The organism is Enterococcus sp. DIV1083b, from assembly GCF_051713705.1.
Classification (GTDB): Bacteria; Bacillota; Bacilli; order Lactobacillales; family Enterococcaceae; genus Enterococcus_D; species Enterococcus_D casseliflavus.
In genome coordinates this window covers 1,395,355-1,409,764 of the sequence record NZ_JBIOQJ010000001.1, presented here as the reverse complement: position 1 = coordinate 1,409,764, position 14,410 = coordinate 1,395,355, and the positions used below count along the sequence as shown (strand labels likewise).

Genomic DNA, 14,410 nt, shown 5'->3' with positions numbered 1-14,410 from the left:
AAAATCTTATTTACATTTCTTTGTTAGGATAGCAAATTTTTTCTGGATTTGCAACCGTTTTAATTTTGTTTTCATGAAAACTTAGCAATTTCCTACTTTCCCCTCCCCTATTCTCTTCGAAAGCATGATAAAATAGAAAAAGAATACTTGAAAGAAGGTTTTATCAAATGAATGATAAAAAAATCAATGAGTTAAATGCCTGGTTGAAAACCAATGGCGCCGATGTTACCTATATTTCTAATCCAGCAACGATCGCTTATTTTTCCGGTTTTAAAAGTGAACCTCATGAACGGGTCCTTGCTTTGTTCGTCGCACCTGGAAAAGATCCCTTTCTTTTCACACCAGCTCTGGAAGTAGAAGAAGCAAAAAATAGCGGCTGGCCCTTTGACATTATCGGTTATCTCGATAGTGAAGACCCTTGGGCGAAAATCTGCCAAGAATTGACCTCTCGTTACGAGGTTTCTTCCTTGGCATTAGAAAAAAATGACCTTTCCGTCGAGCGCTATGAAGCATTGAAACGGTTCTTGCCAAAAACCGATTTTTCTTTAGATGTGACCCCGGTGATTCAAAAAATGCAATTAACAAAAACCGCGTCTGAGATTGACACCTTACTAGAAGCTGGCAACTGGGCAGATGTTGCTTTTGAGGTTGGGTTTGCTGCCATCAAAGAAGGCGTCAGCGAAATGGCAATCGTGGCAGAAATTGAGTACGAGTTGAAAAAGCGTGGGGTTTCCCATATGTCCTTCGATACAACGGTGTTAGCTGGTGCCAATGCAGCAAGTCCTCATGGCGTACCTGGGGATCGCAAAGTGACTGCCAATGAACTTGTCTTGTTTGACCTAGGGGTCGTTTGGAAAGGATATTGCAGTGATGCAACCAGAACGGTTGCCTATAAAGAACCGACTGCATTACAAAGAAAAATTTATGACATCGTTCTTGAAGCAGAACTAGCAGCGCAAGCAGCGGTCAAACCTGGGATCACCGCTGGAGAATTAGACAAGATCGCTCGTGATGTGATTACTGGCTATGGCTACGGCGACTACTTCAACCATCGTCTAGGTCACGGCATCGGGACCACGGTTCATGAGTTCCCCTCTTTGATCACTGGCAATGATTTAGTGATCGAAGAAGGCATGTGCTTCTCTATCGAACCGGGCATTTATTTACCAGATCAGGTCGGTGTCCGCATTGAAGACTGTGTGTATGTCACAGCAGATGGCTGTGTACCTTTTACCAAAACAGCAAAAGAATTATTGATCTTATCTTGATTTTCCTAATGAAACGGCGCAACTTGTTGGCATTACATGAAAAGGAGTGTTCTTATGAGTAAAAAAGTGTTGGTTTTAGGCGGCACACGTTTTTTCGGTAAATATTTGGTCCAATCACTAATTGATCAAGGATTGGACGTGACGATCGCTACCCGAGGGAACACGAAAGATTCCTTTGGCGATCAAGTCAACAGAATCATCTTCGATCGTACGGACGAAGAAAGTATCAAAACGGCATTGACAAAAGAAACCTATGAGGTCATTTACGACAATATTGCTTATACTTCTAACGACATTGAGATTCTACTGCGTCATGTCACACCCAAGCGCTACATCGTTACTAGCTCAATGTCTGCGTATCATGAATTACACTTCGATTTGATTGAAGCGGATTTTGACCCTGCTAAAGAACCCTTCAGACTGGTCAGCTCTGAGGAGGTCGATTATGCACAAGGCAAGCGAACCGTGGAAGAGATCCTGACCCAAAAATACAGTCAGATCCCGTCCGTTTTTGTCCGCTTTCCTTATGTGATCGGTGCAGATGATTACACAAAACGTTTTACCTTTTACATTGACCATCTGATAAAGCAAAAGCCAATGGCTGTCGATAATCTAACGCATCAAATGGGCTTTGTGGATGCCCAAGAAGCTGGTAAATTTTTAGCGTTTCTAGGCACTAGCTCGTTCACAGGCCCCATCAATGGTGCGTCAAAAGGTACAGTTTCCTTAGAAGAAGTGCTGCAATACGTAACGAAAAAAACCGGTCTTTCCCCGCTCTTTTCAGAAACAGGCGATCAAGGCCCTTATAATGGTACACCTGCTTATTCGATCAATGTTGGTCTCGCTGAGGAAATTGGCTTTCCATTCAGTCACCTGCAGGATTGGCTCTATCAACTTTGCGATTGGGAAATCACCCAAGCATCAAACGAATAACTACCAAAATCACAAAAAACGTTCGCCGATTTAACTGGCGAACGTTTTTATCTTTTGAAGTAATCAAATTTTGGTATCCTTACTTATGCTTCAGGATTGTTTTTTTCTAATGTATCTTTTAATTCTTCTTTCGCATCTTCTAAGTCAGCTTTGGCATCTTTTGTTTCTGCTTTCGCTGTTTTTTTGGCATCATCTGCTGCTTTTCCAGCTTCTTTTTTCAAATCAGCTGCGGCTGCTTGACCGTCTTTTTTGGCTTCTTCAACTACAGGTTTTGCTTCTTGTGCTCCTTCTTTGACGGTTTGTTTCATATCCGCTGCAGAAGATTTTGCATCAATGATGATATCTTGCATCGTGTCATCAGCGTCTACTTTGGCATCTTTCGCTGATTCTTTGACCTCGTTCGCTGATTTTTTGAAGCGTTCTGATAGATCACCTGCTTGTTTCTTTAACTCTTCAACGGTTTCTTCTGATGAACCAGCTGCTGTTTCTTTTAAGTCATCGACTTTCGCTGTTAAAGAACCGGTGAAGTCAGATGCTTGCTCGCTTAGTTTTGCCGCTTTATCTTTAGCGATATCGACAAGATCCGTACTTCTTTCTTTGGCTAAATCACCATAATCAGATGCTTTATCTAATAAATCGTCTGCTTGTTTTGCTAATTTATTTCTTAATGTTTTACCAGATTCTGGCGCCAACAAAAGTGCTGCTGCTGCTGCCGCTGTTCCTCCGATGATTGCTCCTAATAAAAATCCGCCTTTTTTACTCATTGAAAGTCCTCCTTTTATTTTTGGTTATTTTTGTCTTTGAAAAATTTCATGGCTGTTTGACCGACTTTTCCAGCTACCGTTGCTTTGGCAGTGGTCCGGCCAAGACTACCCACGCGCGTAATTAAATTTTTTCCAGAAACATTTAGTTCTGAAACACTGGTACTTAGATCTGCAACTGCTGTGAACAAAGGATCGATGGTTGCGACTTTTCCGTTCACATCTTGTAAAAGCTCATTCGTTTTTACCAAAAGACCTTCAACCTCTTTTGAAAGAATATCAACGTCTTTGGTAATGACACGGATGGTTGTATTTGCCTCTTCGACCGTTTTGTCTACTTTGGTCATTGTCTTGCTGACTTGCATCAACAAACGAACGACGAAAATGACCAATACGACAAATGCGATCGCAGCAATCAATGCAGCTAGTTCTCCTCCTGACATAGAATGGCTCCTTTCCCCATTTACTTATATTAAGAATAGCATTTCACTGCACTTTCTACAAATAAAAGACTGCATTTTTAAGAAAATTATCCGCTTTCAACAGGAAATAATAAAAAAACAAAGCAATTTCATCAGAAATCGCCTTGTTTAGGAGTTTTTGTTATTTTTTTGACGCTTTCGGTGCTTCTTTGACTTCTTTTTGAGCCGGAGCTAGTTCTTTTCCTAACTCGATCAAATACTCTTTCAAGCTGTCTTTGACTTCAGGGTGCACTAGACCATACTCGATACTTGTTTTTAAGAAACCGAATTTGTCTCCAACATCGTAACGCTTGCCGGTAAATTGATGAGCAAACACGCGTTGGGTTTTATTTAATGTGTCGATGGCATCCGTCAATTGGATCTCGCCACCAGCACCTGGTTCTTGATTGGCTAAAATATCAAAAATTTCAGGGGTCAGCAAGTAGCGGCCAATAATTGCTAAATCACTTGGCGCATTTTCTGGCGCTGGTTTTTCAACAAAGTTTTTGACATTGAACAAGCCTTTTTCAACTTCCATACCAGGATCAATGATCCCGTATTTTGATGTATCTTCATGAGGAACATCCATGACAGCGATCGTTGATGCATGCGTTTTTTCATAATTATCGATCAGCTGTTTGGTCAACGGTACTTGATCTTCCATCAAGTCATCACCTAGCATAACTACGAACGGTTCATTTCCGACAAATGCCCGAGCCTGTAATACGGCATGGCCTAATCCTTTCGGATGAGATTGGCGAATGAAGTGAAGATTTACGTCAGTTGTTTCTTCCACTAATTTCAAAAGCTCCGTTTTGCCTTTTTCTTTTAGATTCATCTCTAATTCTAAATTGGCATCGAAATGGTCTTCGATCGGACGCTTTGCTTTCCCTGTGACGATCAAAATATCTTCGATCCCTGATTGTAAAGCTTCTTCCACGATAAACTGGATCGTTGGTTTGTCAACGATCGGCAACATTTCTTTTGCCATTGCCTTTGTAGCTGGTAAAAATCGGGTACCTAGACCAGCTGCTGGGATAACTGCTTTTTTAACATTCATGTGACTCGCTCCTTTAATCATAATGATTGATCTACCGAAAATTCGTTTTCTTCTTTGCCGTCTCGCAGCATAATATCTTTCGCTGCTTGCTTGATGTCTTTGCCTTCATACAAGACCGAATAAATCGTTTCTGTGATTGGCATTTCCACCGACAAAGCTTCTGCTAATTCGCGGGCAGCTTTTGTGGTTGAAACTCCTTCAACGATCATCCCCATATTGTCTAATACTTCATCTAAGCTATGGCCTTTTCCTAATAGGTTTCCTGCACGCCAATTCCGTGAATGGACACTGGTACAAGTGACGATCAAATCGCCAACCCCACTCAATCCGATAAAGGTTAAAGGATTGGCACCCATTGCCACACCAAGACGACTGATTTCTGCTAACCCACGGGTCATGATCGCTGCCTTCGCATCATCCCCAAAGCCAAGTCCTGCGATAGCACCGGCACCAATGGCGATGATGTTTTTCAAAGCGGCGCCAGTTTCGACACCGATCACATCGTTATTCGTGTAGATTCTAAAGTAATCATTCATAAATAGCTCTTGTACATACTTAGCAGCCGCTTCATTTTCTGAAGCTGCCGTAATCGTGGTGATATCATGGACAGCGACTTCTTCCGCATGAGATGGTCCTGACAAGACAACGATTTCTTGCCGTTTATCAGCTGGGATCTCTTCGGCAAGTACTTCTGAGATTCGTTTATGACTGCCTTGTTCTAACCCTTTTGAGGCATGGATAATGACTGGCTTGCCAGTTGTTTTCTTAGTGAATTCTTGTGCCACGGCACGAATCGCTTTGGTTGGTACGACAAACAAAACGGCATCGGCATCTTGGATCGCCTCTTCTAAATCTTTACAGCCTAAGATATTTTCAGGTAATTTTAAATCTGGCAAATAATGCCGATTCGTATGATACGTATTGATTTCATCGATTTGGGCGGGATTGTTCCCCCAAATAGTCACTTCATGTCCATTTTCAGACAAGACTTGTGCCAAAGCAGTCCCCCATGATCCGGGACCTAAGACGGCGATTTTCTGTTTCACTATGGAAACCTCCTCTATCCTTTTCGCAAATTCATGCACTTCATCATTTTACCATAATTTCGATAAAATAACTGTTTAGATAATCGCTTGGTTCTTACCAAAGCTGCGGTTGTAATCCTTTAACGCTTGTTTTTTCCTGCGCCAGATCATTAAAGCGATCGCTCCGAAGAACAATAAAGCGGAAAGTGCCTGTGACACACGGATTCCACCAAATAAGTATAAACTATCGGTACGCATTCCTTCAATAAAGAAGCGCCCGAATCCATACCAAATCAAGTAGCTCAAGAAGACTTCGCCTTCTTTTAATAACCCAGTTTTCTTACGCAAGAAGATCAAAACGATAAATCCAATCACGTTCCAAACCGATTCATAAAGAAAGGTCGGTTGCCGATACGCTTCATCAATATACATATTATCGATAATAAATTTCGGTATATACAAACTTTCTAAGAAGGAGCGGCTGACTTCAGCGCCAAATGCTTCATGGTTCATAAAGTTGCCCCAACGTCCGATGCCTTGTGCCAATAAGACACTTGGTGCGGCGATGTCTAAGAAGGTCCAGGGAGAAATAAAATTTCGTTGGCAGAAAAAGTATAGCCAGATCCCCCCGGCGATCAGTGCGCCGTAGATCGCGATCCCACCAGAGCGAATATTGAAAATTTGACTTGGGTCATCAATGTAGTATTGCAAGTCAAACAGAATATAATAAAGCCGCGCACCAATGATCGCTACTGGCAATCCAATCAACATAAAATCAGTCACATCATCTGGCTTGAGCCCGACACGAACCGCCTCTCTCGTGCTTAACCACATAGCAATGATCACGCCTGATACGATAATGATCGCATACCAATAAATCGGCAAACCAAATAGTTCAAATGCGACTCGATTTACTAAACCTAACATCTATCTTATCCTCTCTAGTTTCCAGAATTTTCTTCGATCAATTGCGTCAATCGATTTTCAAAGGTCTTCGTTGCATCGTAGCCCATCGTTTTCGCTCGGAAATTCATGGCAGCGACTTCGATAATGATCGCAACATTTCGTCCAGTTTTTACGGGGATCTTGATTTGTGGTACATCGACGCCACCAATTTCAACCGTCGTATCATCGGTTCCTAGTCGGTCATACTTTTTGTCTTTCGCCCAAGCTTCTAAATACACTGCTACTTGAACCTGCATATATCCGCGTACGGCACTGGCACCAAAAAGATTCATGACATCGATGATCCCGATCCCGCGGATCTCGATCAAGTGCTGCAAGATTTTCGGCGGTTCCCCTACCAAAGTCAATTCATCTTGCTTATACACATCCACACGGTCGTCAGCGATCAACCGATGCCCACGTTTGATCAACTCTAAGGCTGTTTCGCTTTTACCAATTCCACTATCGCCTTGGATCAAAACGCCCAAACCATAGACATCCACTAATACTCCATGGACACTGGTTCTTGTTGCTAAACGCCCATCGAGAAAACTAGAAAGCTCTCCTTGCAGACGTGACGTTGAGATGGGCGAACGTAGAATCGTAATCTCGTGTTCTTTGCAGGCTTGAATCATTTCTGCTGGTACTTCCAAGCCGCGAGAAACAATAAATCCCGGTGTATCATCGGCACACATTTTGCGCATCACCATCAAGCGTTCTTCTGGCATCATTCGTTCCGCAAAGGTGATCTCTTTGCTGCCGAATAATTGCAGACGATCATGGGAATAGTAATTAAAATAACCCGTCAATTCCAAACCAGGTCGGGAAATATCGCCGGTAATGATTTCTCTTTCTAAACTGTTTTCAGTTCCTTCCACTATCTCTAAATTTAAAGCCTCCGCCAGCTCGCTGACTTTGACGGTTTCTGCCATAGGTTTTCCCTCTTTTCTCAATGATTCTTGCCGTTGCTTCTTGTAAACGACACTCTGGTTCTATTTTATCATTCTATCAGTAAAGTTACTACCTTCGCCAATAGAAGTCCTCATTCTTTTTCGTTTGTGTTATTATTTTACTAAGGAGGGATTTTTAATGAAATTTTCAGCATACAAGTATCAACGCCCTGATTTTCCAGTTTATCAAGAAACATTCAAAAAAGCATTAGCAAACCTTCAGTCAGCCAATACCTTCTCGGAGGCGAAGCAAGCCCTTGATGCTTTGAACGAACTAAGAGGAACGATCGATACCGCAATGAACTTGGCTTCGATCCGCTATTCGATCGATACCAACGATGCCTTTTATGAAGCAGAAGACACCTTTTGGAATGAATACCAGCCTCATTTTGAAGCTCTGGATTTTCAATTCTATCAAGCGCTCCTGGCTTCACCTGTCTTAGATGAATTAAAAGCCGAATATCCAGAAACACTTTTTTTATTTGCCGAAAGCCGTGTGAAGCTTTTTGATAAGGCCTTGATCGAATTATTTCAAAAAGAAAACCAATTGGCTTCCGATTACAGCAAATTGGTCGCTTCTGCCCAAATCGACTTCCAAGGAGAAACCTATACCCTCGCACAACTGCGACCATTTACCGAAAACAAAGATCGCGGTGTTCGAAAAGAAGCGTTTGAAAAACAAACGGCTTTCTTCACGGAAAATGAAGACCGTTTTGATCAAATTTATGACGAGATGGTCAAGGTTCGTACCGAGATCGCCCACAAGCTCGGCTTTGAAAATTATGTTGCCTTTGCGGATACCCAAATGAATCGTTGGGACTATGATCGTTCAATGATCGAGACCTATCGTCGGGAAATTTTAGAAAAAGTCGTCCCAATTACCCAAAAACTGTACCAAAGACAGGCGCAGCGTAATCAATTAACTCAGGCAACCTTTACCGACCTGCCGCTTGTTTATCCTAGTGGTAACGCAGAGCCTAAAGGAACTCCTGAAGAACTAGTAGAAAAAGCCCGTGTGATGTATCAGGAACTATCCCCTGAAACTGGCGAATTTTTTGATTTTATGGTCGAGCATGACCTACTTGATCTACTAAGCAAAAAAGGCAAACAATCTGGCGGCTATTGTACGTTTATCCAAGACTATCAATCGCCATTTATCTTTGCCAACTTTAACGGCACTTCTGGCGATGTCGATGTTTTGACCCACGAAGCTGGCCACGCGTTTCAAGCCTTTCGCTCTCGTTGGATCAAAGAACCGGAAATTCTCTTTCCCAATTATGAGTCTTGCGAGATCCATTCAATGTCGATGGAGTTTATCGCCTGGCCATGGATGGATGCTTTTTTTGAAGAAGAAACAGAAAAATACAAATTTGCGCATCTTGCTAGTAGCCTGCAATTTCTGCCTTATGGCGTTTTAGTGGATCACTTCCAACAAGATGTTTATGAGCATCCCGAATGGTCACCAGCACAGCGCAAAGCCCGTTGGCGGGAATTAGAGCGCCAATATTGCCCAGAACGGGATTATTCAGAATATCCAGACCTTGATCGTGGCTTGTATTGGTTTAGACAAGGGCATATTTTTGAATCACCTTTCTATTATATCGATTATACATTGGCGCAAGTGTGTGCGTTCCAATTTTGGTATCGATTCATCGTGGCAAAAGACGAAACCGCTTGGCAAGATTATTTGGCCATCTGCGAAGTCGGCGGCACGAAAACATTCCTTGAGATCCTGTCTCTTGCTCATTTGCGTTCACCTTTTGAAAAAGGGGCGCTTGATGAGACGTTACAGGCAGTAGATACGTACCTTGCTGCTATCAAAGAAGAACAGTTAAACTAAAAAAGACGTTTCCGTTTCTCCACTAGCTTGATAGCTAGTGGGAGAAAACGTGAAACGTCTTTTTAACGTGAATATTTTTCGATATGGTGTTCGGTCACGATCATATTGATCACTGACATGATCAGTGCCACTAATAAAGCAGCCCCAAACGAGGAAAAGCCGAAGTTGGCTGACCCAACAAAATATGAAGTCAAATTCAGCATGAGCGCATTGATCACAAAGGTGAAAAACCCAAGCGTCAGTAAAGTCAATGGAAATGAAATGACGATCAAAATTGGTTTAATCAAAGCATTCAGGATCGACAGTACGAAACTGGCGATCACTGCAGTCATAATGCTTTGAACGTGGATCATATTTGGTAATAGAACCGCCAATGTGACAAACGTCAGTGTATTCATGATAAGCCGTTGAAAATAAGACACTAGAAGTCACTCCAGTCCTCATCCTCCACCTTTTCCGCTTCTTTACGGGGACGATTTGCTTCATTGTATTTGTTTTGTTTGTAGTAGTGATTGTCGTGACCATATCCTGAGGTGCTCTTGCGTCCTGAAGGAATCAAGACCGCCATGATGATATATAAAGTGATTCCAGGGAACCCAGCAGTCACTAAAGATAGAAAGACATAGATCACGCGAACGATGGTTGGATCGATTCGCAAGTATTCTGCCAGACCCCCTAGAGTACCTGTAATGACAACGTTATTGGCTGATTTTGTTAATTTTTTGTTCATTTATCTACACCTTCCTTCTTTTCTTTAATGAGTGTAAACCCAGCGATTCTTATTTGTCTGTATCTTTGATAAAGACATTTCCTGTTGTTGTGGATAGATCGATTTGAGCGACTTTATCGGCAACCCGACGGAATTGCAATAGTTGGTTTAGGCGTTCTTTTTTCTCACGCACAACTTCCATCTCGCTTAAACGATTGTTGATGCTACCTAAACTTGTTTTTGCGATCCCTTCAAAACCGATTCCTGTCGGTAATGCTACTTTGACATTCCCATTTACAGAGCTGGCGTTTAATTTTTGGACCGTTTCTTCTTTGTAGGTCACACGGATATTGCCGTTAACTAAAGAAATGCCGGTATTTTGTGGCGTTGCTGTCAACGTAACGTCGCCGTTCACCGTTTCGATAATGGCATCTAAAATCTCACCCTCTTGAACAGTGATCGTTCCATTCACGCCTTCAATCTCTAACATCGATGCGTTTACTTTGCGGAAATCGATATTGCCGTTTGTTGATTTTGTATAGACATCTTTCGCATCCAATTCATTGAATGTAACATTGCCGTTCAACAATTTCACTGCCACATGATCATAGGTCCGTTTTGGCAAGTAGAAAACGAGATCGGCACGAATGCGTTTGTTGGGAATTTGGAAAGAGATGCGTTCATCATCGACATTGATTTGGCTTCTTGCTTCAAAAGCATCGAAAGGCTCCGCCGCATCCATTTTACCATATAGTTTGATTTTGGCATCTACTTTGACACCTGGTTCATCCCATAATTGGAAGGAAACATTGCCGTTTGCCAATTTCACATCGATCAATGTCGCTGCCGTTTCATCATAGCTGAATGTGTGCTCAAATTTTGTCGCTGCAACACCAGGAACTTTCAAGTTGATGTCTTTCCATTCCATGTTGTCATTGACTGACTCTGTCACTGCCCGAACCGTTTTCTTCAAGAAGTGTCCGAAGTGTGTGCTGGCATCGACCATTTTTTCACTTACTTGGTTGAAGGTGTCAGTCGCTTGCTCTTTCCAATCCTCTGGAATATCTAATTTTTGAGAAATTTTTTCTTTTGTTTGAGACCATTGGTCTTTGCGAATATTTTTTAATTTTGCTTCCAATTCTGCTTTTTCTTCAGATAAACCATCTAAGGTTTCTTCCAAGGCAGTAATGGTCGCTTCTGTTTCGTGACGCGTAGCCAATTCATCTTCTGACAATTGATCCAACTCTTCTTTGGTGTTCAATTGCATCAGTGTTTCTTGTGCTTCTTTTAATTCTTCTTTGACGCCAAGAATTTCAGCATTGATTTCGTCCAACTCAGCAGATGCTTGGTTGGCTTCCGTTGCTAAACCATCGAGAATCTTTTCAAGATTTTCTTTGTCTTGCGCTTCGTTTTGACGAAGTTTTTCTTCGCCGTCAAACGTGAACATCTCATCGTCGTTTTCAGTATCATCAAAAGGGCTTGTCGCATTCTTATCCGCGGTTACCTCAGCAGCAGCTTTGTTAATTTGTTTTTCGTCTTTGGCTTTTGCCATACCTTCTAATAAATCTAAGGCTTCTTCTGTAGAAAGCACACCTTTTTTTACTAGATCCAATATACGTTCTCTTTCGTTCATGGAAATTGCCTCCTTCAGCAAATGTGTGATTGCAAGTTTAGCTTACGAACCTATTATGCCTTGTTTTTGCAAAAGTGTCATAGGTCTTAAGTACCAAGTTTTTCTCAATCTGCAGATTGGCAAGCAAAACCGACACTTTTTCTTCATTACACTAGGCTCAAAACGATCTTCCTATTATTAACAGTACCACGAAAAACCAATAGAAACAAAAGTTTCAGCTAGTAGCAGCCTTGAGGAATAGGCCTGCTAGAGCAAATGAGCGATTGCTCCTTTCACTGCAGGTCGGCGACGAAAAGCATAGACGGCTCAACTAGTAAATTTCAGGGACGATAGAATCGATTTCCATTGGCCATCTTTATGGTGGAGCCATTTTCTAATTTGCCTATCCTGTTCACGTCATCGATTGAAGCGATTCTTCCAAATCAAAAAGACCGCCGAGAGAAGTTACTCCTTAAAGGACAACTTCTTTCGACGGTCCGTCCCATCTCTTTTAAAAGAGATATGTGATCAAGAACCCAAGCTGGTTTCTTAAATCATTTCCGTACGGTTTGTATTCAATTCACTGATTTTCCCAGTAGCAAGATACACGATCCATTCACAAATATTCGTTACGTAGTCACCGATTCGTTCCAAGTATTGAGCAACGGATAAATAATCGGTCCCACTGACAACTGTTTCTGGATTTTCTTTCATACTCTCGATCGTTTTGTAATAAATGTCTTTGTAATATTCATTGACCCGATCGTCCATTTGAGCGATCATACGGGCATCTTCTTGGTCGGTCTTTACATACGCCACTAAAACATTATCAACCATTTTTTTGACGTAATCCGACATATCTGAGATTTCTTTTTCGATTTCGGCGATCCGCGTTTCGCCTTTGACCCGTATCGTTGACTTCGCGATGGATACCGCATGGTCCCCCATCCGCTCCAAGTCAGAGCTGGCTTTCATAACGGTAATGATCATTCGTAGATCGGTCGTTACTGGTTGTTGCAAAGCAATCATCTCAAAGCTCTTTTTTTCTAAACGAACCTCCATATTGTTGATCGCCAAATCATTTTCAATTACTTCCTGCGCAATTTCTTTGTCATGTCTGACATATGCTCGCACAGATTTATGAATGGCACTGCTGACTAGCATCCCCATTTCATAAAATTGATTGTGTAAATTTAATAACTCTTCTTCAAATTGTGTACGCAACATCCCTTTTCCTCCTAACCAAATCTTCCTGAGATATAATCTTCTGTTTCTTTTTTGCTTGGACTTAGGAACACTTTTTTCGTGTCATTGAACTCGATCAAGTTGCCGTCCAAAAAGAACGCGGTTTTATCTGAGATTCTTGAAGCTTGTGACATGTTGTGAGTCACGATGATCATGGTGTAGCGTTCTTTCAGCGCTAGAAGGGTATTCTCGATTTTCCCTGATGAAATGGGGTCTAACGCACTGGTTGGTTCATCCAGCAAAATGATTTCTGGATCGACAGCCAATACCCGAGCGATACAAACCCGCTGCTGTTGTCCACCTGATAAAGAAAGCGCACTTTGGTGAAGTTTGTCTTTGACATCTTCCCAGACAGAAGCTGCTTTCAGGCTTTCTTCTACCGTCTTATCAAGAATCTCCTTGTCCGTGACTCCTTTTAATTTTAACCCATAAATCACATTTTCGTAAATTGAAAAGGGAAAAGGATTCGGTTGTTGAAAAACCATCCCGATTTCTTTGCGCAAATCAACGATGTCTTGCTTTGGACTATAAATGTCTTTCCCTTTATAGACAACACTTCCTGTAATTGTCACACCAGGGATCAAATCATTCATTCGATTAAGAGAACGCAAGTAGGTCGATTTCCCACAACCTGAAGGTCCGATCATTGCCGTGATCTCGCCTTTTTTGATGGAAAGGTCGATTCCTTTCAATGCTTCTTTTTTTCCATAGTATAAATGCAGATCTTTCGATGTAATAATTTCTTCTGCCATTGTTTTGCCTCCGTTTACTGATCGAATCGGCTCAGCCAAAATGACCGGATACGTAATCTTCTGTTGCTTTAATTTTTGGACGAGTAAATATCTTACGGGTCTCATCGTACTCGATCGCATTTCCTAAGTAGAAAAAGGCAGTATAATCGCTGATCCGAGCAGCTTGCTGCATATTATGGGTCACGATGATGATTGAATAGTCGTTTTTCAAGTTGATAAGAGTTTCTTCCACTGTCCCTGTTGAGATTGGATCAAGGGCACTAGCTGGTTCATCTAGAAGCAAAATATCTGGTTTCATCGCAATTGCTCGAGCGATACACAGACGTTGCTGCTGTCCACCGGACAATGCCAAAGCACTTTTGTCTAAGCTGTCCTTTACTTGATCCCAAAGTGCGGCTTGTTTCAAGCTGGTTTCGACTGCTTCATCCAATTTCTTTTTGTTTCTTTCTCCATGACGTCGCAAAGCAAAGGCGATATTGTCATAGATCGATTTACTGAAAGGGTTTGGTCGTTGGAAAACCATGCCGATACGCTTGCGCATTTCGAAGACATCGACTTCTTTTGTATTGACGTCGACTCCTTTATACATGATGTTTCCTGTGACTCTCGTGTTTGCGATCCCATCATTCATTCGATTCAAAGAACGCAGATACGTTGATTTACCGCAACCGGAAGGTCCGATCAATGCGGTGATTTTATTTTTTTCAAATTGTAGATCAATGCCTTTGATGGCTTCATTTGATCCATACCATACATGCAAGTCAGTGGTATAAAGCGCCACATCTTCTGGTTTATCGAAGGTAATGATATTTCGATCGTCCCAATTGTAATCGTTCATACTGTCATTCT

15 protein-coding genes are annotated in these 14,410 nt (G+C 41.9%); 3 read left to right on the top strand and 12 right to left on the bottom strand.

Annotation, left to right across the window (positions count from 1 at the left end; all coding sequences use genetic code 11):
• Nucleotides 1–167 precede the first annotated feature (167 nt).
• Nucleotides 168–1,268, top strand: coding sequence for a M24 family metallopeptidase (locus IGI69_RS06500; protein ID WP_438740119.1), 1,101 nt, complete (start codon nt 168–170; stop codon nt 1,266–1,268).
• 54 nt (nt 1,269–1,322) lie between these two features.
• Nucleotides 1,323–2,201 carry an NAD-dependent epimerase/dehydratase family protein gene (locus IGI69_RS06495; protein WP_086295096.1) on the top strand — a complete coding sequence of 293 codons (879 nt, stop codon included), beginning with the start codon at nt 1,323–1,325 and terminating at the stop codon, nt 2,199–2,201.
• 83 nt (nt 2,202–2,284) lie between these two features.
• Here IGI69_RS06495 and IGI69_RS06490 read toward each other — a convergent pair whose 3' ends face one another.
• From IGI69_RS06490 to hprK, 6 genes are all read right to left on the bottom strand, one after another.
• Nucleotides 2,285–2,965, bottom strand: coding sequence for a YtxH domain-containing protein (locus IGI69_RS06490; protein ID WP_086295094.1), 681 nt, complete (start codon nt 2,963–2,965; stop codon nt 2,285–2,287).
• A 14-nt stretch (nt 2,966–2,979) separates the two neighbouring features.
• Nucleotides 2,980–3,405, bottom strand: a complete 426-nt coding sequence (locus IGI69_RS06485) for a DUF948 domain-containing protein (protein WP_005235398.1) — start codon at nt 3,403–3,405, stop codon at nt 2,980–2,982.
• Nucleotides 3,406–3,565: 160 nt separating this feature from the next.
• Nucleotides 3,566–4,483, bottom strand: a complete 918-nt coding sequence (gene galU / locus IGI69_RS06480; protein ID WP_005225793.1) for a UTP--glucose-1-phosphate uridylyltransferase GalU — start codon at nt 4,481–4,483, stop codon at nt 3,566–3,568.
• 17 nt (nt 4,484–4,500) lie between these two features.
• Nucleotides 4,501–5,529, bottom strand: coding sequence for an NAD(P)H-dependent glycerol-3-phosphate dehydrogenase (locus IGI69_RS06475; protein ID WP_086295092.1), 1,029 nt, complete (start codon nt 5,527–5,529; stop codon nt 4,501–4,503).
• A gap of 75 nt (nt 5,530–5,604) precedes the next feature.
• A complete protein-coding gene (lgt, locus tag IGI69_RS06470; RefSeq protein ID WP_010748008.1) occupies nt 5,605–6,435 on the bottom strand; it encodes a prolipoprotein diacylglyceryl transferase in 831 nt (276 codons plus the stop codon).
• A 14-nt stretch (nt 6,436–6,449) separates the two neighbouring features.
• Nucleotides 6,450–7,385 (bottom strand): HPr(Ser) kinase/phosphatase, encoded by a 936-nt coding sequence (hprK, locus tag IGI69_RS06465; RefSeq protein ID WP_005235388.1) that lies wholly within the window; start codon nt 7,383–7,385, stop codon nt 6,450–6,452.
• 157 nt (nt 7,386–7,542) lie between these two features.
• Between hprK and IGI69_RS06460 the strand changes: the two genes are divergently transcribed.
• A complete protein-coding gene (locus IGI69_RS06460) occupies nt 7,543–9,243 on the top strand; it encodes a M3 family oligoendopeptidase (protein WP_086295090.1) in 1,701 nt (566 codons plus the stop codon).
• A 62-nt stretch (nt 9,244–9,305) separates the two neighbouring features.
• Here the strand turns inward: IGI69_RS06460 and IGI69_RS06455 are convergent, their stop codons facing one another.
• The 6 genes from IGI69_RS06455 to pstB (IGI69_RS06430) all read right to left on the bottom strand — a co-directional run bounded on the left by IGI69_RS06455 (nt 9,306) and on the right by pstB (IGI69_RS06430) (nt 14,399).
• Nucleotides 9,306–9,665: a phage holin family protein gene (locus tag IGI69_RS06455; RefSeq protein ID WP_005225788.1), complete on the bottom strand. Its 360-nt coding sequence runs from the start codon at nt 9,663–9,665 to the stop codon at nt 9,306–9,308.
• Nucleotides 9,665–9,973, bottom strand: a complete 309-nt coding sequence (locus IGI69_RS06450) for a PspC domain-containing protein (protein WP_005225787.1) — start codon at nt 9,971–9,973, stop codon at nt 9,665–9,667. The genes IGI69_RS06455 and IGI69_RS06450 overlap by 1 nt, the downstream gene beginning before the upstream one ends.
• 49 nt (nt 9,974–10,022) lie before the next feature.
• Nucleotides 10,023–11,585 carry a daptomycin-sensing surface protein LiaX gene (liaX, locus tag IGI69_RS06445; protein ID WP_074931614.1) on the bottom strand — a complete coding sequence of 521 codons (1,563 nt, stop codon included), beginning with the start codon at nt 11,583–11,585 and terminating at the stop codon, nt 10,023–10,025.
• A 528-nt stretch (nt 11,586–12,113) separates the two neighbouring features.
• Nucleotides 12,114–12,791: a phosphate signaling complex protein PhoU gene (gene phoU, locus IGI69_RS06440; protein WP_010748004.1), complete on the bottom strand. Its 678-nt coding sequence runs from the start codon at nt 12,789–12,791 to the stop codon at nt 12,114–12,116.
• A gap of 11 nt (nt 12,792–12,802) precedes the next feature.
• Nucleotides 12,803–13,561 (bottom strand): phosphate ABC transporter ATP-binding protein PstB, encoded by a 759-nt coding sequence (pstB, locus tag IGI69_RS06435; RefSeq protein WP_005225784.1) that lies wholly within the window; start codon nt 13,559–13,561, stop codon nt 12,803–12,805.
• 31 nt (nt 13,562–13,592) lie between these two features.
• Nucleotides 13,593–14,399 (bottom strand): phosphate ABC transporter ATP-binding protein PstB, encoded by an 807-nt coding sequence (gene pstB, locus IGI69_RS06430; protein ID WP_005225783.1) that lies wholly within the window; start codon nt 14,397–14,399, stop codon nt 13,593–13,595.
• Nucleotides 14,400–14,410 lie beyond the last annotated feature (11 nt).

Excerpts from the sequence above, each read along its gene's own strand:
- liaX (WP_074931614.1), bottom strand. The coding sequence starts at position 11,585 with ATGAACGAAAGAGAACGTATATTGGATCTAGTAAAAAAAGGTGTGCTT.
- galU (WP_005225793.1), bottom strand. The coding sequence starts at position 4,483 with ATGAATGTTAAAAAAGCAGTTATCCCAGCAGCTGGTCTAGGTACCCGA.
- IGI69_RS06450 (WP_005225787.1), bottom strand. The coding sequence starts at position 9,973 with ATGAACAAAAAATTAACAAAATCAGCCAATAACGTTGTCATTACAGGT.
- IGI69_RS06500 (WP_438740119.1), top strand. The coding sequence starts at position 168 with ATGAATGATAAAAAAATCAATGAGTTAAATGCCTGGTTGAAAACCAAT.
- pstB (WP_005225784.1), bottom strand. The coding sequence starts at position 13,561 with ATGGCAGAAGAAATTATTACATCGAAAGATCTGCATTTATACTATGGA.
- phoU (WP_010748004.1), bottom strand. The coding sequence starts at position 12,791 with ATGTTGCGTACACAATTTGAAGAAGAGTTATTAAATTTACACAATCAA.
- IGI69_RS06485 (WP_005235398.1), bottom strand. The coding sequence starts at position 3,405 with ATGTCAGGAGGAGAACTAGCTGCATTGATTGCTGCGATCGCATTTGTC.
- IGI69_RS06460 (WP_086295090.1), top strand. The coding sequence starts at position 7,543 with ATGAAATTTTCAGCATACAAGTATCAACGCCCTGATTTTCCAGTTTAT.
- pstB (WP_005225783.1), bottom strand. The coding sequence starts at position 14,399 with ATGAACGATTACAATTGGGACGATCGAAATATCATTACCTTCGATAAA.
- IGI69_RS06490 (WP_086295094.1), bottom strand. The coding sequence starts at position 2,965 with ATGAGTAAAAAAGGCGGATTTTTATTAGGAGCAATCATCGGAGGAACA.
- IGI69_RS06495 (WP_086295096.1), top strand. The coding sequence starts at position 1,323 with ATGAGTAAAAAAGTGTTGGTTTTAGGCGGCACACGTTTTTTCGGTAAA.
- hprK (WP_005235388.1), bottom strand. The coding sequence starts at position 7,385 with ATGGCAGAAACCGTCAAAGTCAGCGAGCTGGCGGAGGCTTTAAATTTA.
- lgt (WP_010748008.1), bottom strand. The coding sequence starts at position 6,435 with ATGTTAGGTTTAGTAAATCGAGTCGCATTTGAACTATTTGGTTTGCCG.